Origin of the sequence: Robertmurraya sp. FSL R5-0851 (genome assembly GCF_038002965.1) — a bacterium.
In the GTDB taxonomy this organism is placed as follows: domain Bacteria; phylum Bacillota; class Bacilli; order Bacillales; family Cytobacillaceae; genus Robertmurraya_A; species Robertmurraya_A beringensis.
Genome location: NZ_JBBOOE010000001.1, coordinates 860,040 through 880,296, shown reverse-complemented (window position 1 = coordinate 880,296; position 20,257 = coordinate 860,040). Strand labels below are relative to the sequence as shown.

Below are 20,257 nucleotides of genomic sequence, written 5' to 3'. Positions count from 1 at the left end.
TTTTTTTAAAAACTAATCTAATACTGGAACATCATGAGTCGGAAAGTAAGGCAACACAAACTCTCCAAGCTCCTGGATGACTTCCTCGGGAGGGCGCTTTGAAAAATACAATACAAATGCCAGGTGATTGACACCAATGGATTGAAATTGATATAGAATTTCTAATAACTGTTTGCGCCCTACACGAAATCCTAACGGAATCGGAACAGGAAACGAATCGGGATTTTCCGATAAATCGATAAATAAAGTCTGAGTAAAAGGCTTAAACACTCCTGGGGCGTGAATTTCCGACAACTCGCGATACTCATTAATCAATTGAGTTTGTTGTGGGATAATCCTCGGGTACTGGATCCAGCCGTCCCCATTCTGGGCGATCCATTCAATCGATTGATTGCTGAATCCTGTCACCATAGTCGGAATCGAAGAAAAAGGTTTGGGAATCATTCTCATATCCGTTCCATCGATGACGCCTAAATCGCTGTTGATTGTCGGACTGTCCTCCTTTAACAGCCGTTCAAGGAATGTATAATTCTTTTTAAACAGCCCTCCACTTTCGAGCTTGGAAATTCCCAAAGCTGTGAAATCTTTATCCCGGTCTCCTGAAGCCACTCCCATGATCAGCCGTTCGGGAAACAACCGGTCAATAGATGATGCTTCCTTTGCAACTCTGACAGAATGGCGCAGAGGGAGGACCACACTAGCCGTCCCGAGTGCAATATCCTTGGTATGCGCCGCAAGATAGGTCAAATAAATCCATAAATCATACATTTGACCATTATCATCAATATTCAAATTCTGAATCGTAACGTCCCGAAGCCACAATGCCGCGAAACCATGGTCTTCAATTTTGCGGGCAAGCGACAGCTGATTTTCCATAATCGGATATTTGGACATCCTTGCCGTCGGAATCGCGAAACCAAGCGTCATTTTATCCTTTTGGTACAACCTGTTATATGCTCGATGCTGTAATAAACTCACTTCAATTCTCCTTAAATTTTTGTACCAATGTATTTTTCGAACTTTTTAATCGTCTCCTCATTACGGCGATAATACGTCCATTGTCCGATTCGCTTTATTTCAACAAGTCCGCTTTGCAGCAGAATCGATAAATACTGTGAAGTAGTGGATTGCGAAATCCCCGCCTTGCTTCGGATATCCCCTACGCAAACCCCGCCTTCAAATCCTTCATCAGCAATAATATGGGCTTGCGGTGAAAAATGACTGTGAGGATCTTTTAACATTTGAAGAATGCTCACCCTCGTCTGGTTCGACAATGCCTTAAAAATTTCAACGGCTTGTTCATCATTTAAGCGTTCCAATTCCTGCTTCAATGTCATTTGCCTCTTTCTATATCGATTATCACTATCCCAATGGAAGATGGATAGATGATCTGAAAACATCATATCAAATCGGCAATTCCCGATATTTATATATTAGACATCTGGTCCTTCGAAATCAAATGATTTGTTTCGAAGGAGATACGGCGAAAAGCTCCCATCTTAAAAAGACCACTAAAAAACCTGCAAATAACAGGTTTTTTCGACGGTTCCGCCACTCAAATCTTTGAACTTATTCCATTATTTTCAGCTTATACACTTCTCTATTTGATATAAAGTCTGCAATATTGTTCCTGTATTCCTGATAATGAGCCGACTGAATATGGTTTTCCAGCGCATCCTCATCCTTCCACACTTCATATAAAACGAAAGTTTGGTCTTCAGATTGGTGCAAGTCATACTTTATACAACCTGCCTCTTCCCTTGATGCCACTTGTACCTTTTTGAGTTCTGATAATAGTTGCCCCTGCAGGCCTTCTTTTGGTTTTAATACAGCAGTAATTACAATATGCTCCATTTTCATCCCCCTTAATAATGAGTAGTTTTAGGTGACAGGGCCCTTTCCTTTATTGATCTACCATATAAACATCTTCCCTCGAGTGAAAGTGATCTCTGATAATCGTTTCATCTATATTATGCCTATCAACCGCAATGGGCGCTAGTAGAACTGAAGGAACTTCGATTTTCCCATTGTTTATCTTTCTATCAGCAACTATACTTTCCCCTTTTGCCATCTTAACCGCTAGTTCAGCGGCCTTCTCTGCTAGCATGTTCAAGGGCTTATAAATAGTCAAGTGTTGTGTTCCAACCACAATGCGCTGGGCAGCTGCAAGCTCTGCATCTTGACCACTTACAGGTATTTTCCCTGCCAGTCCATGGGCTTCGAGAGCTGCAATTGCACCGCCTGCTGTTGCGTCATTAGCAGCTATGACTGCGTCAATGTGATTATTATTAGCTTTTAAAGCTACTTCCATGTTCTTATAAGCATTTGTTGGAGTCCAATTATCAGTCCATTGGTCATAAACGATTGTAATGTCCCCTCTGTCTATGTATGGCTGTAGTACGTTAAACACCCCTTTTTTCAACAAATGAGCATTATAATCTGTACTAGCACCTCCTATTAATACATATCTCCCCTTTGGTACTAACTCCGTAATGGCCTTTGCTTGAAGCTCACCCACTTGCTCGTTATCAAAGGAAATGTACATGTCAATATCCGCATTTTTTACTAGCCTGTCATATGAAATGACTTTTATTCCTGCTAGATGCGCTTTATTCACAATAGCTGCTGTTGCTTCTGCATTGTTGGGTACAACAACCAATAGGTCAACTCCTTGGCTGATTAGTGTTTCTGCTTGTAAAATTTGTTTGGCATCATCTTCATTCGCAGCCATTATCTCTACTTCAGCGCCTAAATTTTCAACCGCTTCTTTAAAAAGGGCTCGATCTCTTAACCACCGTTCTTCCTCTAATGTATCCATAGAAAATCCAATTTTGATTTTTCCCTCCTCTGATGGTTGACCAGGAGAATGGTTTTTTTCAACTGCAGAAGGGTCTGTCGTTGCTCTAGTTTCAGCTGCATTCTCACAAGCAGATGTAAAAAAGATTAGCGTGAGTGTGAACATAATCAATCTAGCATTGGAAAATCCCCGATCCATTTGCTCCCTCTCCTTTTCCGACTAAACTAAATACCAAGAAGCGTCTTTCGGTATTTATTTGGTGAAACCGCAACCATTTTTTTAAACACCTTACTGAAGTAATTTGGGTCATGATAACCAACTTCAAAGGTAATTTCCTTTATACTTTTCTCAGGATCACACATTAATTTCTTTGCTTTCTCAATCCTACACTCTGTTAGAAAGTCGATATAGTTAATTCCAAGCTTTTCTTTAAACATCTTACTTATATATATGGGGCTGAGCCCTACTTTCTTTGCTAGGGCATCTAATGATATATCCTCATGGGAATGATCAATAATGTATTGTTTGATCTGTTGAATCGTATCTGATTCTAATTTTTCGTAATGATTGACGTACGACTGTCGCATCCGCTCTAGTATTTGTATCGTTTCTAATCTCAGTTGACGGTAGTCACTAGCTTGTGAAGGATATAAGGGACTATCTGTTTCTACTCCCACTTCACTTAAAACACGAGATACGATCCATAGTACTTCTAACATCCGTTGTTGAGCTTGCAACAATTCTGTTTCATCATTCTCGTATACTTGTAATATATTGAGCACGTTCAGCCGGATATAATTCCAGTTTCCAAGGCGTATTTGATCCAAGAATTCTTTTTTCTGGTGCGGAGCAATCTGTCCATGACTTGAATCTCCTGAAAGGGATATATCCTTATAGAAACGGTACTTCATTGGGAGCGTTGTATCCATTGTTGCAACAAGTGCATCTTGATACGATTGCCTGATATGCTCTAGTGAATAACATACCTCACCAACACCAATAAACCATCCTGTTCCGTGTTGTGCATGAGAAAGGGAAAGGATCTCTCGTGCAAGCGATGTAGCTTGAGAACGGTAGGATTTATCTGGCTGTCTGAAAACAATAATGGGGAGCTGATTTCCGTAGAGGGCTCCGACCCATCCACTCTTTGTTTGTCTAACTTTTTCTTTTACTTTGGAATATTCATGCTCTGACCCTGTGGGAATCAGAACAAGCATAACAAACATTTCATTTGTCGATCGAATATCAAGCATCTCTACAAGCATATCTACGTGGACTTCATGAACGTGATCAAACAATAATTGTGTTACCACATCTGTTTCAACGAGTGAAAGTGTTTTTTGTAGTGCACTTTGTTGATACTGACTTAGTGCAAGAGTTTTTCGTTCTTCTTCAATCTGTTTCAGAACCTTGCCTACCGTTACTACAATATCACTTGCTTTACTCGGCTTGAGCAAATAATCCTTCACTCCAAGTTTAATGGCGTGACGCATATAATCAAAAGTGTCGTACGCTGTCACCATAATAAATTTGATATGTGGATGATTCGCACTGATCTGTTCTACTGCCTCAAGTCCGTTCATACCAGGCATCTTGATATCCATAAATATCACATCAGGTTGAAACTCTGTAGCCATTTGAATAGCCCTTTTCCCATTTTTCGCTTGTTGGATTATATGTTCAGGGTAGGTTTTTTCTAAAATGGCTTGCATGCCTTCCCTTTCTATTTGTTCGTCATCAACGATTAGGAGCTTGATCATCCTTTTTTCACCCCTTCTTTCCGAATATATAATGCCACCTTCGTCCCATTTCCCTTATCACTAAAGATATCAATCACATGATCATACCCGTAAAATAAACGCAGTCGTTTTACAACATTGCTGAATCCAATTCCTGTAGAATGGCCTTCCGTTTCCATCGTGTTCTCTTCTAGAATTTGCTGAATTTTCTCTTGGTCCATTCCTTTTCCATCGTCTTCAATTTCAATGGTAATCATGTCTTCTCCATCTTTTACTCGGAACCAGATCGTACCACCTTCTTCTCGAGGTTCAATGGCATGAATCACTGCATTTTCAATAATCGGTTGAAGAGTAAGAGCTGGAATACGCACAAATAGGCAGTCTTCATCAACTTCCAAGATTAATTTCAGACGCTCAGTAAACCTTGCTTTTTGAATATCCATATATTGTTTTAATACAGCAACCTCTTCATACAAAGTCACCGATCGATCAATTTGTTTTAAATTATATCGAAGCAATCCTGCCACACTGACTAGGAGATCACTAGTTTCTTCAGATCCCTCTAAATACGCCTTCTTTGATAGTGTATTGAGAGTATTAAATAAAAAGTGCGGATTGATCTGGCTCTGAAGACTTCGAAATTGACTTTCTTGTAATAAAATCTTATTCTCTTGAAGTTCCCGTTCTAGCTGTGCCTTATTTTTAATTTCCGAGATTAGGTTATTAATATTGTTACGCATTCGGTCAAAGGTTCGAGCAAGAAAGGCAATCTCATCATTTGTCTCCACTTTTATTTCAACATCAAATTTTCCATTGGATAGTTCGTTGGCTGCTTGAGTTAACTTGAGCACAGGTCTCGTAATACCCAATGAAAACCAATACGTAATGAAAATAAGTACAAAGGTAATTAGCAACAACAACCACATGCCAAGTTTGATTACCTCTCCAGATCGTTCGATGATGCTTCGATAAAACTTGTCATGGGTCTTTAATTCTTTATCCAGTAAGGTCAGAGTCATCTCAGAAATATAATTGGAAATATTCATCGCCTCCGTAAATTCCTTCGTGGAGGCCTCCGTATCTTTTTCAGAATAATAGAGTAGAAACCTGTCTGTTGTTTCTTGAAGACTATCAATCAGGTTAATATAATTGGACAAAGTGAAATGGTTCTCTGGGTTCCTTAACGTATCCACATCTAGTTTCGCTCCTATTAATTCTTCTTTGCTATGCTCGAGCAGATCTAGATTTTCAGAGGTAGGCTTGAGCATATAGTTATTGAGATCGGTGATTAGTTGTTGGCTTGCACTCGTTACCTCGTTCAGACTAAGATATCGTTGAAGAATCTCATTATATTGATTTTGTGTTTTATGATTATAATATGTAAGCGCTACCCAAATCACGGACATAATCACAAGAACTACTGTTGTTAATGTAAGAATTTTCTTCTGAATACTGTTCATTGGACGTCTACCGCTTTCAAGAAATGAATATCTGTAAAATACCCGTCTATATTGAGAGGTACCGTTTCACCATTTAACCACTGCATAATCAATTGAACGCTAATTTCCCCCATCATCTCTGGGGATTGCTTAACGATTCCGTCTAGCTTTTCTTCCTTTAGAAGAGTTAACGTTTCGGGACCATCGTCAAACGAATAAATGAAATAGGGCTCTACTTGAGAACGCTTTCCAATTTCCTGAACCATGCCCGCAGAAAAATTCGCATTAACTGCTATAAATGCATCCACATCTGGATTACGATTCATCACATCTTGAGTGGTGGTAAGAACTTGTTCTCTTGTTTCCGAAGTTTGAGCAAGAACCGTTTTAATATTTGGATACACATTTAACACATCTTGTATTCCACTTAATCTCTGTGACTGGTAATATTCATGCTCACTATCATACATTAACACGACGGTTCCAGAAGTACCCATTTCTTTCGTTAGTTCATTTGCAAGCATTCGGCCCGCTTGATACTGATCAGAACCAACAAAAGTTCTTCTAAAGCTCTCTGACATTGGAACATCATTTGCGACAGTAATGATAGGAATACCATAGAACGATGCCTTTATTTTTGTTAGATCTTTAAAATCTTCGTTATCTAAACCTTGTACAATGATCCCATCTACTTTTGAATAAAGTGCGATTTCGATCTTCTCTAAAAAGTCCTCCTGATTGTTTCCATAGCTACCCCAAACCTCTAGACTTGCCCCTTCCTTCAAGGCTTGCTTTCGAGCGCCACTCTCTACCTGATCCCAGAAGGATGTTTCCATATCTTGAGTAATTAATACCAAACGGTGCTGATCTACATTATGATTGATTTCTTGAGATAACTGCCAATCTGAGCGAAAAACTTTTTTTGCTGATACAAAAGTAAAATAGCAAAGGATAATGAAAGTAAGGGATAGTAATAATATACTAGTTTTTCGCAAATGACTGATCCCCCTTCCACTTATAGTAAACTACTCTCATCATATCATCTACTTGCCATTCTTCAATATATTTAGTTGGAATTTTCAGCTTTTTTATTGAGGGAAGAAGCGGAGACTTTCTGTCAGAAATAGAAAGAGAGAGGGACTACCTATTGTAATCCCTCTTCTACGTATCTATCGTTTTTTTCTAGTCATTACGTCAAAAATTACGGCTAAGGCTAATACACCACCTCGGATGATATATTGATAAGAAATCCCAACTCCTAGTAGGTTCATCCCATTAGATAACGAAGCCATAACAATTGCACCAATAATGGCTCCCGTTACTTTTCCGACTCCTCCAGCCGCAGAAACTCCACCAACATATGCTGCTGCTACAGCATCAAGTTCAAATAAAGTCCCTGCTGTTGTTGTTGCAGATTGTAAGCGTGCGGTAAATAGAATACCTGAAAGAGCTGCTAACATTCCCATCGAACCAAATACCATATAAGTAATTTTCTTTACATTGATCCCACTAAGATGGGCTGCTTCTGGGTTACTACCTACTGCAAATACATGTCTTCCAAGCACCGTCTTTGTGGTTAAGAAGTGATACACAATCACTACTAGCAGGATAATCATGACTGTCCATGAAAATCCATTATAACCCGCTAAGATCCATGTTAAGTAGGCGATAATGGCTGAAACGAACACCAATTTTAAAATAAAAATCCCCTTTGATACCACTTCAAAGTCATACTTAATTTTGTTTCTGCGTGTAGAAATTTCACCATAGATATAAAATAGAATTCCTACTAAACCGACTAATAAGGAAAGTAAATGAAGACCGTTGATTTGAAGAATGGAAGGAATATAACCATTACCAATTGCATTAAATCTATCGTCTTGAATGATAATTGTCCCTGTCTTTTCTGTTACCTGTAGCAAGGCTCCTCTAAAAACTAGCCAGCCTGCCAATGTAGCAACAAAGGAAGGTATTCCAATTTGGGCAACTAAAAAGCCATTTAGTAAACCAACAACAATTCCTAAAATGAGAATGATAGGTATCGTAATGTAAATAGACACCCCTGCTTGTGTAAGGAGGATAGCGGCGATTGCTCCAAGAAAACCAGCTACATACCCAACAGATAAATCGATATGTCTAATGACAATAACGAGTGTCATACCTACAGCTAAAACGGCGATATACCCTGCAGAATCTAGTAAATTACTAATATTACGGGAGGACATAAATAATCCGTCCGTCATAAATGAAAAGGTAAGAATGATGACAAAAAGGGCAATATACATACCATAGTCACGAATATTCTCACTGATTAATGTTTTCGCTTCTTTAAAAAGACTCATTGTATTAACCTCCTATTGCGTAGCAAGCTGCATAATATTTTCTTGGTTTGCTTCATCTATCGACAACTCACCTTTTATTTCACCTTGAGCCATTACATACACCCGATCGCTCATTCCTAATACTTCACCAAGTTCAGATGAAATCATAATGATACTCATGCCTTGTTTAATTAACTCGTTCATAACTGTATAAATTTCAAATTTCGCACCCACATCTATCCCTCGAGTAGGCTCATCTAGAATTAACAGCTTTGGCCCAACAAACAGCCATTTTCCTAATGATACCTTCTGCTGATTTCCTCCACTTAAGTTCCCAACTATTTGCTCTAAGGAAGAGGCCTTTATCGTTAATGATTTCTTATAATGGTCGGCAATCTTACTCTCTTCATTGTCATTGATCAAGCCATTGGAGGAAATTCCCTTAAGATTTGCAGCCGAAATATTGCTTTTAATGTCCTGATATAAAAACAGACCATCGCCCTTTCTGTCCTCGGTAACATACGCAATTCCTGCATTTATCGCATCGCTTGGATGCTTGAGCATTTTTGAGATTCCTGCTATGACTAAATCTCCTTCAACCTTATAGGACTTTGCATTACCAAAGATACTCAGCGCAAGTTCCGTACGTCCAGAACCCATTAGTCCTGCGATCCCTACAATTTCACCTTTCTTTACATGTAGATCTACATTTTTCACGACTTGTCTACCTAATTGAGGGTCATAGGCAGACCAATTATACAATTCAAGAATTTTCCCACCGAATGCTTGCTTTTCTCTTTTTGGGTAAATATCTTCTATTGCACGCCCCACCATGTTCTTTATGATATTGCTCTCATTGATTTCTCCTTTGGCAGCATCCAATGTACAAATCGTCTGACCATCACGGAGAACCGTTGCTTTATCTGCAATAGAAATGACTTCTTTTAGCTTGTGGGAAATCATGATACACGTGATTCCTTGGCTTTTAAGTTCACGTAATAACTCCAGCAGATTTTCACTATCATCCTCATTTAGTGCGGCGGTTGGTTCATCAAGAATAAGCAACTTAACGTCCTTGCTTAGAGCTTTCGCAATTTCAACTAGTTGACGTTTCCCTACTCCTAAATCTTTAATGAGTGTGTCTGGATTGACATCTAGCTTCACCTTGTTCAGCATTTTTTTTGATTCAGCAATGGTTTTATTCCAGTCCACCATTCCACCGTTTTTCACTTCATTACCCACAAAAATATTTTCATATACAGTTAGGTCAGGAAATAAAGCCAGCTCCTGATAAATAATAACGATTCCTGTTTTTACACTATCACTAATCTTATTAAACTGTTGTACATTTCCTTCATACAAAATATCTCCTTCGTAGGATCCATAAGGGTACACCCCGCTTAGCACCTTCATCAATGTGGACTTTCCTGCACCATTTTCACCTATTAGACAATGAATCTCACCTTTTTCCACTTTGAAATTCACATCGCTTAGTGCCTTTACTCCTGAAAAATGCTTGGAGATTTGTTTCATCTCCAAAATATACTTACTCATTTGTATGCCCCCTCTTTCAAGACAACTATTACAACTACGAAATAGTGATAGACTACTCTACCACTATTTCGCAACAACTACTGTTTATTTTTTAAAGTCCAGTAAATTCGCTAGCTTCGTAGTATCCTGAGTCAATTAATTCACTCTTCACGTTTTCCTCATCAACAACGATAACATCTGTTTGTTTCGCTTTTACTTCTACTTCTCCATTATCGTAGCTACCTGTCGTTTCAGGTGTCTTTCCATCAAGAATATCAACTGCCATTCCCATTGCATCCGTAACAAGGGTACGAACATCCTTGAATACCGTCATCGATTGTTTGCCATCGATGACATATTGAATAGATGCTTTTTCAGCGTCTTGTCCTGTTACCACAAAGCTAGTAACTTCTCCGTCAGAAGAGAATACGTCTGCAATAGAACGAGCTGTACCATCGTTTGGCGCTAGAATAGCCACATCACCCTTCATATCTGCACCAACAGCTGTTAGGTGTGTTTGAGCCTTGTTTTTCGCTTCATTTGGATCCCAGTTTGTTGTTACTTGGCCAAGAATTTTACTCATTTCATCACGAGTTAATTCCTCTTTATCCTTTAACTTCTCAGCTTCACTTGAGTTTGCGATGGTAAATGTTCCATCAGCAATCTTCGGTTGAAGAACACTCCAAGCTCCTTCAAAGAACAAGAAAGCGTTATTATCTGAAGCCGCACCAGCATATAAGTACAATGGAACATTCGAACCTTCTGCAGAATCAATTAAGTATTGACCTTGTGCCGCACCTACAGCAAGACTATCAAATGTTACATAGTAATCTACTGCATCTGTGTTTGTAATTAAACGGTCGTAAGCAATAACCGTAACTCCGTCCTTCTTCGCAGCTTCAACAGCAGCCGCTGCTGCATCCCCATCTTGAGGGCTAATGATTAGTACTTCAATCCCTTTGTTTAATAATGTTTCTACATTTTCTTTTTCCTTAGCAGATGAACCTTGGCTAAAAAGAATCTCTGTAGTATATTCTGAGCCTGATAAAGCATCCTTGAATCTTTGTTCGTCTTGAACCCATCTTGGTTCGTCTTTAGTTGGTAATACGATTCCTACACTTACTTTGCTACTGCTGCTTCCACCACCGCTACTTTCACTGTTACACGCAGCTAGCACACCTGCCACTAACATAAAAGCTAGCATTAGAGAAATCGTTTTCAAAAACTTCTTCATTTTTGTTCCCCCTTAATATTTGTCTCATTTGGTTACAAGTTAATTATATAAATGTCGTATGTTGGTATGTAAGCGTTAACACTAGCATTGTTTTGGTATCGTCTGCACTTTTTTATTCTATATAAGAAAAGCGCTAGGGCGCTGGAGCTAGACAATTTTCAAAGTTGAAATTCTTATACTTTCTTTTCTTTGTACAAAAAGAGTGGATCTGGTTAACCCAGACCCACTCCTTAAAGCTTTTAACTAAGAGAAACTCCACAAACCACCTGATTCTTTATTAATTTGAGTACCAATATATAAGTGATTTTTATATAAAAATAGGGAACGGATGAATGGTTTAATCGACAACTCTTTAAAAGGATGTAAACAAGACCAGCTAGACCCAAAGTCGTTGGGGTGTTGGGAAGAAGGTATGTGTCCATTTATTGTTATAAGGGTTATATCAAACAATTAACCCATTGTCCCCTATTCCAAATATAAATGGGGAAATACATACTAGCTTATAAATACTGTGTGAAAGGGGATACTGCAAGAACCATTCACCTTTTTCAAACATATGTAAGCTTTTCCCCCTTGTTAGCCCATTGATAAAATGACTTCGCAAATTGTCTGCATTCTTCTACTTCCTCGTCTGTTTCAGGACTTAGTTCTATCTTTAACCTTTCCTCAAATACATCACAGCCCTGTTCCTTAAGTATTGATGCCATTATATCCACGGCCATACAAAACTTAGGATAGAGTGTATCACCTGAGCCGAAGCATGCAGCCTTTATTCCATTTAAATGTAGTTTTTTGAGTTCGTCGAAAAACTCTTCGACCTCGTATGGCAGATCCCCATCTCCCCAGGTGTACGCACCAAGAAAGATGCAATCGAAGCTTTTTAAAGAATGTATATCTACTGTTTCTAAATCAAGTAGATCTACCTCACATCCACATTCAAGAAGAGGTTCCTTCAAAATATTCGCCATATCCTCTGTATTACCGGACATACTTACATAGCCAATAAATATTTTCACTGTTTTCCCCCTCTAATTGAAAATGATTATCATTATTAATAACTTTAATATAATCGATAATGATTCTCATTGTCAATTATATTTTTTGGTTGAATATCTTTTAATACAAAAAAGCTCCACTGACGGAAGTGGAGCTTTCCTTCGTTAGGAATACAAAGCCTTAAAGAAATAAGCGGAGGTTTTCCGGTTAGTTGCAGAATGAAGGCCCGTTTCGGGGTGAATAAGGGAAGATTTTCCGGTTATGCACTGCAAACTCTCTCATTTTTGAACTTTTAGAGTCAATAGACGGAATTTCTCCGTCTATTTAACCAATTTTTAATAAAAATTATTATATAAGCGGAATTTTTCCTTCTATTTATCAGCACGGATGCTTAACCTGACCTCCCAATCAAGAAGTACGGACTCTCTTGATCCTAGATGCAGGAATCGGCAGCTATTTATCGACCATTACTCTGGAATAGATCTTTCTGCATTAATATAACCGTAACCATAAATATTCTTATCTCGATCTCGCCAAACATCTGTGTTAGTCATTAATAATTCTTTGATTTTATCAGGTGTTAGACTTGGATTTGCTTCTTTCATTAACGCAACAACCCCTGCACAAATGGGCGTGGCCATCGAAGTACCCGATAAAGTAGTGTAGTCATTTTCTACTCGACTGCTTTTTTGCAATTTATCTAAATAGGAATTTGGCGATCGCAATGAAACGATATTGACTCCAGGTGCTAATATATCTGGTTTTACTCCACCATAGATGGTTGGTCCACGACTGGAGAAGCTCGCAACATCATCGTGGTTTCTCTCTACCGTATTCCGATCATCAAGCGCACCTACCGTTATCACTTTGTCACTTAATCCTGGACTAGCAATCGTACCTTTTTCTGGCCCTTCATTCCCAGCCGCCACACAAACAACGATTCCAGATGCCCACGCTGCCTCTACCATCTTAACCATTGGATCATCATCTTCAGAACGGTATTTTTGCGCGGTACTTCCTAACGACATACTGATGATATCGATCTTATTATTTGGGTTATTTTCGTTATATTGAATACACCAGTCCACCCCTTGCATCACGGTTTCAAGTGAACCTGACCCCAATTTATCTAGCACCTTTACTCCTACCAAATCGGCCCTTGGAGCAGGTCCCGGATAATTGACAGATGCAGAAGCAGCATCTCCTGCACAGTGCGTACCATGTCCATTATCGTCATACGCTTCTGTTCGATTATTGATAAGGTCAACAAAGTCTGTAATTCGACCTGAAAGATCTGGATGTGGATAGATTCCTGTATCGATGATGGCAATTTTCACCCCATTACCAGTTAATATTGTACCGTTTCTAACAATATTTTGAGCATTGGCAGAGGGTACTGCTACATTAAGAAAAGCCTTTACCTCACTATTGAGATACACTCTTTTAATATGATGACAACTATTGAGCATTTCGTCTAAACCACTAGGAGTTATATCAGCACTACAGCAGGAAACTCTAGGAAAATGACTCTTAATTTTATTTCTCATATGATGATTCATCACTTCATCTACTTCTTTACACCCAGCGTCGTAACACCCTTCCTGAAATTCAATAATCACCGAGTACTTTCTACCTATCTTTAACATCCCTTCAAACATGTTATGCAAAAAGCAAGGCGTCCATTTAAAGGGTTTATACAAGTTTAATATTTGTTCCCTTAATGGTCGCTCCAATTTATCCGCATGAGTTCTTACCATTTGGACCATTGAATACCCGAACAATCAAATTCCCTCCTATCATAATCATTCTTTTACAGATATATGAAGATGAGAGAGAGTTTGCATCGGCGCTTGTCCAAGTTAGTAAAAATAAGGCGTATAATGGGAGCCCCATTCAATTGTTACCGATAGAGTAGAAAAAGAAGATCCGCTGGCGGAATACTAGAGTCACACTCGATAATTCCTGCCGTTGCTTGGGCTGTACGAAATTCCATATATTGCTTCGAATGTCCGAATTAATCCCTTATTCGGACTCTGTATTCACTTACAATGCTTTTGCTGTCTGAATCAATCCCGCATTCGGACTCGGTATTCCCTTACAATGCTTTTGCTGTCCGAATCAACCCCGCATTCGGACTCGGTATTCCCTTACAATGCTTTTGCTGTCCGAATCACCCCGGCATTCGGACTCCGTATTCCCTTGCAATGCTTTTACTGTCCGAATCAACCTCGCATTCGGACTCGGTATTCCCTTACAATACTTTTGCTGTCTGAATCAACTCCTCATTCGGACTCTGTAATCCCTTACAATGCTTGGACTGTCCGAATCAACCTCGCATTCGGACTCCGCCATTCCTTACAATGCTTGGACTGTCTGAATCAACCTCGCATTCGGACTGCGTAACCCCTTGCAATGCTTTTGCTGTCCGAATCAACCTCGCATTCGGACTCCGCCATTCCTTGCAATGCTTAGACTGTCTGAATCATCCCCTCCACTCATCCCTCTTTAAATTCTATTAATAGAAAACAAAAAAGCTCTATCACCTTTGTGATAAGAGATTCCGATTAATTTTTCCCCATAAATGCTTCATGTTCATGCTGAAGCAACCATTCCTTCCGCCACAAGCCTCCCGCATAGCCTGTAAGCTTTCCACTGGATCCAATGATTCGATGGCAGGGGATGACAATACTTAGCTTGTTTCTACCATTTGCATGACCAACTGCTCTAATTGCTTTTTCATTGTTAATCTTAATAGCAAGTTCCTTATAAGTTCCTGTTTCACCAAACGGGATATTGGCTAATGACTTCCACACTGTTTGCTGAAATTCTGTTCCCTCTAATTTATAAGGAAAAGTGAATACTTGGCGAGTTCCCTTAAAATATTCATCGATTTGCTTTAAACAATCTACTAATACTTTAGGGGTTTCCTCTCCAATGGTATGTTGAATCTAATCCCTATCTACAAACATGATAGAATAAATCTCATCCATTGATCCGATCATTTCTAATACTCCTATTGGAGACTAGCCGCAGTTGCACTAACTTTTGTCCTACTTGGGATTCCTATAAAAGCAAATAGAAAATCATATCTATTATTATCCGTTTTATATTCTGCAATAGCATTTTATGCAGATCAGTATATGACCTTTTCGTTTAAGGTATACTTACTATTTGTTGTTGTTGCTCTTTTGGTCACTCTATTCTTAAAACTGAAAATCACTCAAGGATTCTTATTTGCTTTAATCTTTTATATCTCCATTTTCACATTTCAAACAGCCTTTATTCTTTTGTACTCGCAATTATTTTCTTTAAATATTGAAACCATATTGGCAAGTCCATGGAAACGTATATTAATTGCGAATGCATCGAATCTTCCAATGGCATTGGCTGCATATGTCTTCTATAAAAAGAACATAAAAATCCCGTTTCTAGCTAGTAGGTTCCAATGAAAGGAATTGTTCCATTAATTTTTGTTGTACTGCTTCAAATATTTTTGACCTTTATGTCTATTGGTTCTTTATATATTATGAAGGAAACCACGTTTATCCTAGGTGTTCCTGCTAGCATGTTTATCGTTATCTTATTAAACATTGCTTCCTTATTTATCATAGGCACGATCTATCAAAGAGAGACCAAACAAAAGGTTCAACTAACTGAGACTACACATGAAAAGGAGTTTCATTCGTTAGTTGCCTCAGTCCGGTCAGATCGCCACGACCTGAATAATCATTTGACCGTTATTTCTGGATTGTTAAAAATCGGGAATTACACCGAAACGGAAAACTACGTGAAAGAATTAATTGAAGTAAACAATCACGTATTAAAAATTAATAATCCGATCCTTGCCTCTGTTCTTTTTACGAAAATGGAAAAGTTCAAAAGAGATCACATTGCTTTTCGCTGAACATTTCAAGCGAGGAGATTATGAAATTGATTTCCTCAACCGACTTTATTCGCTTAATGAGTAACTTGTTAGATAATGGCTATGACGCCACGATGGAATTACCAGAAGCACAACGCTGAATCTCTGTTGACATACAAGAGCTACAACGGACGTTTGTCATAGAAGTAAAAAATTCGAGTACTTTAAGGCAATTTGACGAAACGTTCTTTCACATTGAGCAATCCACTAAACCGAAAGAACAAAGTAGAAGTAGAGGGTTTGGGCTTTCGATTATTAAAAAAATTACACAAAAATACAATGGTGACTTACAAGTAAAAATTGATAAAGATCTAGTTTGTTTTACCATTGTTTTCACCAAGAAAGTGGTATCATAGAAGATTCTCTTATTAAAAATAGAGGGTCTTTTTTGTTTTCTCTCAAATGAGAGGTAAAAGTTGAATATAGCCTTAAGGTATGGCAAAATATGCTTGTACACATTCGTGAAAGCGTGCACATTATGCTTATGATTGGTTAATAGTTGATAATAGGAGAATTGGGAACTATTCATTCAACAATTACCCTATCGTACACTTGGGAGGAAACACACTTGAGAACGATTAGACTAGGAAATAGCACATTAGAGGTACCAGTTGTTGCAGTAGGCTGTATGCGAATAAACGCACTTGAAAAATCAGAGGTGGAGCGTTTTATAAAAACAGCATTAGAAGAAGGAGCAAACTTCTTTGATCATGCCGATATTTATGGTGGTGGTACTTGTGAAGAAATATTTGCCGATGCTATCAACATGAATGATGATATTCGTGAAAAAATGATTCTTCAATCCAAATGTGGCATAAGAAAAGGGATGTTTGATTTCTCTAAAGAATACATTTTAGAGTCAGTGGATGGCATTTTAAAGCGCCTACAAACGGATTATCTAGATACGCTTCTTCTACACCGACCAGATGCACTCGTTGAGCCTGAAGAAGTAGCCGAAGCTTTTGATATCCTTGAAGAATCAGGAAAGGTCCGTCATTTCGGTGTATCTAACCAAAATCCGATGCAAATTCAACTTCTGAAAAAGTACGTAAAGCAACCGATTGTCGCCAACCAACTACAATTTAGTATCACAAATGCCACGATGGTTTCTAGTGGAATTAATGTCAATATGGAAAATGAATCAGCGATTAATCGCGATGGCAGCATTCTTGATTTCTGTCGTCTAAATGACATTACGGTTCAACCATGGTCTCCATTCCAATACGGTTTCTTTGAAGGAACTTTCTTAGGGAATGAAAAATTCCCTGAATTGAACCAACAAATTAATCAACTTGCAGAAAAATACAATGTAAGCAATACAACGATTGCGATTGCATGGATTTTACGTCATCCTGCAAAGATGCAACCTGTTGTGGGTACAACGAATTTAGATAGATTAAAGGATTGCATCCAAGCTAGCGAGGTCCAACTAACTCGTGAAGAATGGTATAGTATTTATCGTGCAGCTGGAAATATCCTTCCATAAAATACTAGACAAACACACTCATCTCCACAAAGACGAGTGAGTTTTTTATTCACTTTCGATTCCAAAAAAGTTCATAACTGTATTAGAAAAATCTCGGTATAAGCTAATTTTGTCTCTTCCGGACCTTATATCTTTCGCATAATTGTTCATCGTCGTATAAAAATCAGGATTTACAGAAACGTACACTTTATGAATTTTATTATCTGCTTTTCGTACCTGGTCAGCTATCTTCTGATTTAAAACATCTGACAGACTATTATATTGGTTTTGTTTAATTGCAACATACGCATTGTTGTTGGAGTAAATAACATTAGCCCGTTCTACTTCTTCTAATTTCTCGACATATTGTTCTGCCAGTTGTGAGACCCTGATCGTGTGATCTACCTTTTCTGTTTCATCATTTAAGATTCTAGCCTTAGCTTGGCTTGTTTGAACTTGCTGATTCTCCGTTTCATTAAATACACAGCCAGATAGAAAAAATGACATTACCGTTACAACTAAAAACAACCGAAATTTGTTCAAAGCACTCACTCCTGATCATTCTTTCAACCTATATGTTGGCTAAAAATGATAGATATATTCAGGATATGAGGCAGTGACATTCAAAAAGTCCAACCGAACGGAAGGACTTCTCATTGAACAATTCATTATTTTTCTCTAAGCCTCGTCGGTATGACCATTCATTTCATACTAGCTGTATTCACCTTTTGAAGTAGTTTTTTTATCACATTATTTATTGTAATAACTTCTTCCTCTGTCATTCCTGTTGACTCTAAAAGTGAACGCGGGATACAAACAGCCTTCTCTTTAAGGAGATTTCCTTCCACCGTAATAGTAATCGTCACAACCCTCTCATCTTCAGCCGATCTTTTGCGTTCGACGAGACCCGCTGCTTCCATTCTTTTTAGCATAGGAGTTAAAGTTCCAGAATCAAGGCCTAGAAGTTCTCCTAATTCTTTCACTGTACTTTGCTTCCTTTCCCATAACACGAGCAACACCAAATATTGTGGGTAGGTTACATTCAATTCGTCTAAAAACGGTCGATACAAACGAAAAATTGCTCTTGAACAAGCATATAAAGAGAAACATAAATGGTCTTCAAGTTTCACAAGTTCATCGTCATACTTCATGATTCATCCCTCAACTTTTTCATAAACTGATCATAAATTTAATTTTATAAAATCATATCGCACCCATTCCTTATCGTCAATTCAATTAATTTTGCACAATTATATTATTGACAACTAATATCTCATCTATTATCATAAACACATAGGTTATTTAATTTTGCACAATCTAATTTTAAAAAATACATTTAAAAGGATGATTTCTATGTCAAACGTATTATTCACTTCTAGTGTAACTGCAGTTGGAGGTAGAGAAGGAAAAGTTCAATCCCCTGAAGGTGCCATTAATCTTGATATCGCCATGCCAGGAACACCAAGAGCGAAATCCTTGCCAAGCGCTACCAATCCTGAACAGTTATTTGCTGCAGGATATGCTGCTTGCTTTGACGGAGCCCTTCAATTTATGGCAAGATCAGAACGTGTAAAATTTGAATCACAAGTAACAGCAAACGTTAGCCTTATAAAAGATGAAACCGACCAAGGCTTTAAGCTTGGTGTAACACTCCAAGTAAAAGGTACTGGAATTGAAAGAGCTGTATTAGAAGACTTAGTTCAAAAAGCTCATCATTTCTGTCCGTACTCAAAAGCAACTAGGGGAAATATCGAAGTAACCTTAGAAATTGTAGAATAAGCATAAAAAAGGCTTTCGACCAAATGTCGAAAGCCTTTTTACTAAATGAATAATAACAAACTGAGTGCCATTACCGCCATTCCACCGATTAACCCATAGATGGATAGGTGAGTTTCATCATATCTTTTCGCGGCAGGTAATAATTCATCAAGTGAAATAAAGACCATAATTCCTGCCACAGCGGCAAAGATGATGCCGAACATTACATCGTTTAAGAAAGGCATCAAAAACAAATAAGCAACTAATGCACCAACTGGTTCTGATAGTCCGGATAAAAATGACAGTTTGAATGCCTTTTTCTTATCACCAGTGGCAAAATAGACAGGCACTGAAACAGCAATTCCCTCTGGTATATTGTGAATGGCAATGGCTACGGCAATCGCTATCCCTAAACCAGGGTCCTGCAAAGCCGAAGTAAACGTCGCTATTCCCTCTGGAAAGTTATGAATGGCAATCGCCAGCGCGGTAAAAGTTCCCATTTTTAACAGGGCCTGATTATTCGGTTTTTCTTTCATATCCTCTACTTTTTTCAACTCATGTGGATTTCCTTGTTTAGGGATAAATTTATCAATTAATGTAATTAACAACATCCCTCCGAAAAAACCCGCCACGGTCATCCAGTTACCTAACACATTTCCCATAGAACCTACAAGTGCATCTTTCGCTTTTACGAAAATTTCAATCATAGATACATAGATCATTACACCTGCTGAGAAACCTAGAGTAACAGAAAGAAACTTTGTGTTTGTTGTAGAAGTAAAAAACGCTAATACACTACCAATCCCCGTGGCCAACCCTGCCATTAATGTTAAACCAAAAGCAAACAACAGATTCTCCGTCATTGTAATTTCCTCCTTAAATTATAGTTAAAGGTATTTGAATTAAAGATAATATGTTTCCTTAATCAAACTTTTTCAATAAAAAATTTTATATATTTCACTAATCTTTATAAAGGATATGTGCTCATATAAAAAATGTGCCATAAACTTTAAAAATTTCACCCATAAACAATTGTTTCCCTAATACAACTTT

Annotated in this window: 20 protein-coding genes and 1 pseudogene; 5 read left to right on the top strand and 16 right to left on the bottom strand. The window is 38.2% G+C overall.

All coding sequences use genetic code 11. The features are described 5' to 3' along the window. Positions 1-12: 12 nt before the first annotated feature. The 13 genes and pseudogenes from MKX65_RS04500 to MKX65_RS04440 all read right to left on the bottom strand — a co-directional run bounded on the left by MKX65_RS04500 (position 13) and on the right by MKX65_RS04440 (position 15,061). A complete protein-coding gene (locus MKX65_RS04500) occupies positions 13-978 on the bottom strand; it encodes a TIGR03571 family LLM class oxidoreductase (RefSeq protein ID WP_340902587.1) in 966 nt (321 codons plus the stop codon). An 11-nt stretch (positions 979-989) separates the two neighbouring features. Next, complete coding sequence (locus MKX65_RS04495) at positions 990-1,337, bottom strand: ArsR family transcriptional regulator (RefSeq protein ID WP_160547388.1); 348 nt, start codon at positions 1,335-1,337, stop codon at positions 990-992. A 232-nt stretch (positions 1,338-1,569) separates the two neighbouring features. Then, positions 1,570-1,854 (bottom strand): putative quinol monooxygenase, encoded by a 285-nt coding sequence (locus MKX65_RS04490; protein ID WP_340902586.1) that lies wholly within the window; start codon positions 1,852-1,854, stop codon positions 1,570-1,572. 49 nt (positions 1,855-1,903) lie between these two features. Further along, positions 1,904-2,995 carry a D-xylose ABC transporter substrate-binding protein gene (gene xylF, locus MKX65_RS04485; protein WP_340902584.1) on the bottom strand — a complete coding sequence of 364 codons (1,092 nt, stop codon included), beginning with the start codon at positions 2,993-2,995 and terminating at the stop codon, positions 1,904-1,906. Positions 2,996-3,021: 26 nt separating this feature from the next. Then, entirely contained in the window at positions 3,022-4,557 is a 1,536-nt protein-coding gene (locus tag MKX65_RS04480) for a response regulator (protein ID WP_340902582.1), read from the bottom strand. After that, positions 4,554-5,996, bottom strand: coding sequence for a sensor histidine kinase (locus MKX65_RS04475; RefSeq protein WP_340902579.1), 1,443 nt, complete (start codon positions 5,994-5,996; stop codon positions 4,554-4,556). The genes MKX65_RS04480 and MKX65_RS04475 overlap by 4 nt, the downstream gene beginning before the upstream one ends. Continuing rightward, positions 5,993-6,970, bottom strand: coding sequence for a sugar ABC transporter substrate-binding protein (locus MKX65_RS04470; protein WP_340902578.1), 978 nt, complete (start codon positions 6,968-6,970; stop codon positions 5,993-5,995). Before MKX65_RS04470 ends, MKX65_RS04475 begins: the two co-directional genes overlap by 4 nt. Before the next feature lie 174 nt (positions 6,971-7,144). Then, positions 7,145-8,317 carry a sugar ABC transporter permease gene (locus MKX65_RS04465; RefSeq protein ID WP_340902576.1) on the bottom strand — a complete coding sequence of 391 codons (1,173 nt, stop codon included), beginning with the start codon at positions 8,315-8,317 and terminating at the stop codon, positions 7,145-7,147. A 12-nt stretch (positions 8,318-8,329) separates the two neighbouring features. Then, on the bottom strand, positions 8,330-9,850 hold the full coding sequence (locus MKX65_RS04460) for a sugar ABC transporter ATP-binding protein (RefSeq protein WP_340902575.1): 1,521 nt from the start codon (positions 9,848-9,850) through the stop codon (positions 8,330-8,332). A gap of 91 nt (positions 9,851-9,941) precedes the next feature. Beyond that, on the bottom strand, positions 9,942-11,063 hold the full coding sequence (locus tag MKX65_RS04455; protein ID WP_160547356.1) for a sugar ABC transporter substrate-binding protein: 1,122 nt from the start codon (positions 11,061-11,063) through the stop codon (positions 9,942-9,944). A gap of 548 nt (positions 11,064-11,611) precedes the next feature. Further along, a complete protein-coding gene (locus tag MKX65_RS04450; RefSeq protein ID WP_340902572.1) occupies positions 11,612-12,079 on the bottom strand; it encodes a flavodoxin in 468 nt (155 codons plus the stop codon). Between the two features lie 447 nt (positions 12,080-12,526). After that, complete coding sequence (locus MKX65_RS04445; protein ID WP_160547355.1) at positions 12,527-13,840, bottom strand: S8 family serine peptidase; 1,314 nt, start codon at positions 13,838-13,840, stop codon at positions 12,527-12,529. Between the two features lie 783 nt (positions 13,841-14,623). After that, positions 14,624-15,061: pseudogene (locus MKX65_RS04440) on the bottom strand (methylated-DNA--[protein]-cysteine S-methyltransferase). A gap of 138 nt (positions 15,062-15,199) precedes the next feature. Between MKX65_RS04440 and MKX65_RS04435 the strand changes: the two are divergent. The 4 genes from MKX65_RS04435 to MKX65_RS04425 all read left to right on the top strand — a co-directional run bounded on the left by MKX65_RS04435 (position 15,200) and on the right by MKX65_RS04425 (position 17,467). Beyond that, positions 15,200-15,508, top strand: coding sequence for a hypothetical protein (locus tag MKX65_RS04435; protein WP_160547354.1), 309 nt, complete (start codon positions 15,200-15,202; stop codon positions 15,506-15,508). Next, a complete protein-coding gene (locus MKX65_RS04430; protein ID WP_160547353.1) occupies positions 15,505-15,963 on the top strand; it encodes a Spo0B domain-containing protein in 459 nt (152 codons plus the stop codon). The genes MKX65_RS04435 and MKX65_RS04430 overlap by 4 nt, the downstream gene beginning before the upstream one ends. Before the next feature lie 119 nt (positions 15,964-16,082). Beyond that, positions 16,083-16,337, top strand: coding sequence for a GHKL domain-containing protein (locus MKX65_RS27025; RefSeq protein WP_445677942.1), 255 nt, complete (start codon positions 16,083-16,085; stop codon positions 16,335-16,337). A 212-nt stretch (positions 16,338-16,549) separates the two neighbouring features. Next, positions 16,550-17,467 (top strand): aldo/keto reductase, encoded by a 918-nt coding sequence (locus tag MKX65_RS04425; RefSeq protein ID WP_340902567.1) that lies wholly within the window; start codon positions 16,550-16,552, stop codon positions 17,465-17,467. Positions 17,468-17,512: 45 nt separating this feature from the next. Here the strand turns inward: MKX65_RS04425 and MKX65_RS04420 are convergent, their stop codons facing one another. After that, entirely contained in the window at positions 17,513-17,989 is a 477-nt protein-coding gene (locus tag MKX65_RS04420; RefSeq protein WP_340902565.1) for a YhcN/YlaJ family sporulation lipoprotein, read from the bottom strand. A gap of 158 nt (positions 17,990-18,147) precedes the next feature. Then, the gene (locus MKX65_RS04415) at positions 18,148-18,597 is read right to left on the bottom strand and encodes a transcriptional regulator, SarA/Rot family (RefSeq protein ID WP_160547349.1); all 450 of its coding nucleotides are present in this window, start codon (positions 18,595-18,597) and stop codon (positions 18,148-18,150) included. 202 nt (positions 18,598-18,799) lie between these two features. On the opposite strand from MKX65_RS04415, the gene MKX65_RS04410 reads away from it, so the two are divergent. After that, positions 18,800-19,225: an organic hydroperoxide resistance protein gene (locus MKX65_RS04410; RefSeq protein WP_119706840.1), complete on the top strand. Its 426-nt coding sequence runs from the start codon at positions 18,800-18,802 to the stop codon at positions 19,223-19,225. A gap of 41 nt (positions 19,226-19,266) precedes the next feature. Here the strand turns inward: MKX65_RS04410 and zupT are convergent, their stop codons facing one another. After that, entirely contained in the window at positions 19,267-20,067 is an 801-nt protein-coding gene (gene zupT, locus MKX65_RS04405) for a zinc transporter ZupT (RefSeq protein ID WP_340902560.1), read from the bottom strand. Positions 20,068-20,257 lie beyond the last annotated feature (190 nt).

Bases quoted from the DNA above. Each gene is read 5' to 3' on its own strand.
- MKX65_RS04495 (WP_160547388.1), bottom strand. From the start codon at position 1,337: ATGACATTGAAGCAGGAATTGGAACGCTTAAATGATGAACAAGCCGTT.
- MKX65_RS04490 (WP_340902586.1), bottom strand. From the start codon at position 1,854: ATGGAGCATATTGTAATTACTGCTGTATTAAAACCAAAAGAAGGCCTG.
- xylF (WP_340902584.1), bottom strand. From the start codon at position 2,995: ATGGATCGGGGATTTTCCAATGCTAGATTGATTATGTTCACACTCACG.
- MKX65_RS04480 (WP_340902582.1), bottom strand. From the start codon at position 4,557: ATGATCAAGCTCCTAATCGTTGATGACGAACAAATAGAAAGGGAAGGC.
- MKX65_RS04475 (WP_340902579.1), bottom strand. From the start codon at position 5,996: ATGAACAGTATTCAGAAGAAAATTCTTACATTAACAACAGTAGTTCTT.
- MKX65_RS04465 (WP_340902576.1), bottom strand. From the start codon at position 8,317: ATGAGTCTTTTTAAAGAAGCGAAAACATTAATCAGTGAGAATATTCGT.
- MKX65_RS04460 (WP_340902575.1), bottom strand. From the start codon at position 9,850: ATGAGTAAGTATATTTTGGAGATGAAACAAATCTCCAAGCATTTTTCA.
- MKX65_RS04455 (WP_160547356.1), bottom strand. From the start codon at position 11,063: ATGAAGAAGTTTTTGAAAACGATTTCTCTAATGCTAGCTTTTATGTTA.
- MKX65_RS04435 (WP_160547354.1), top strand. From the start codon at position 15,200: ATGACCTTTTCGTTTAAGGTATACTTACTATTTGTTGTTGTTGCTCTT.
- MKX65_RS04430 (WP_160547353.1), top strand. From the start codon at position 15,505: ATGAAAGGAATTGTTCCATTAATTTTTGTTGTACTGCTTCAAATATTT.
- MKX65_RS04415 (WP_160547349.1), bottom strand. From the start codon at position 18,597: ATGAAGTATGACGATGAACTTGTGAAACTTGAAGACCATTTATGTTTC.
- MKX65_RS04410 (WP_119706840.1), top strand. From the start codon at position 18,800: ATGTCAAACGTATTATTCACTTCTAGTGTAACTGCAGTTGGAGGTAGA.
- zupT (WP_340902560.1), bottom strand. From the start codon at position 20,067: ATGACGGAGAATCTGTTGTTTGCTTTTGGTTTAACATTAATGGCAGGG.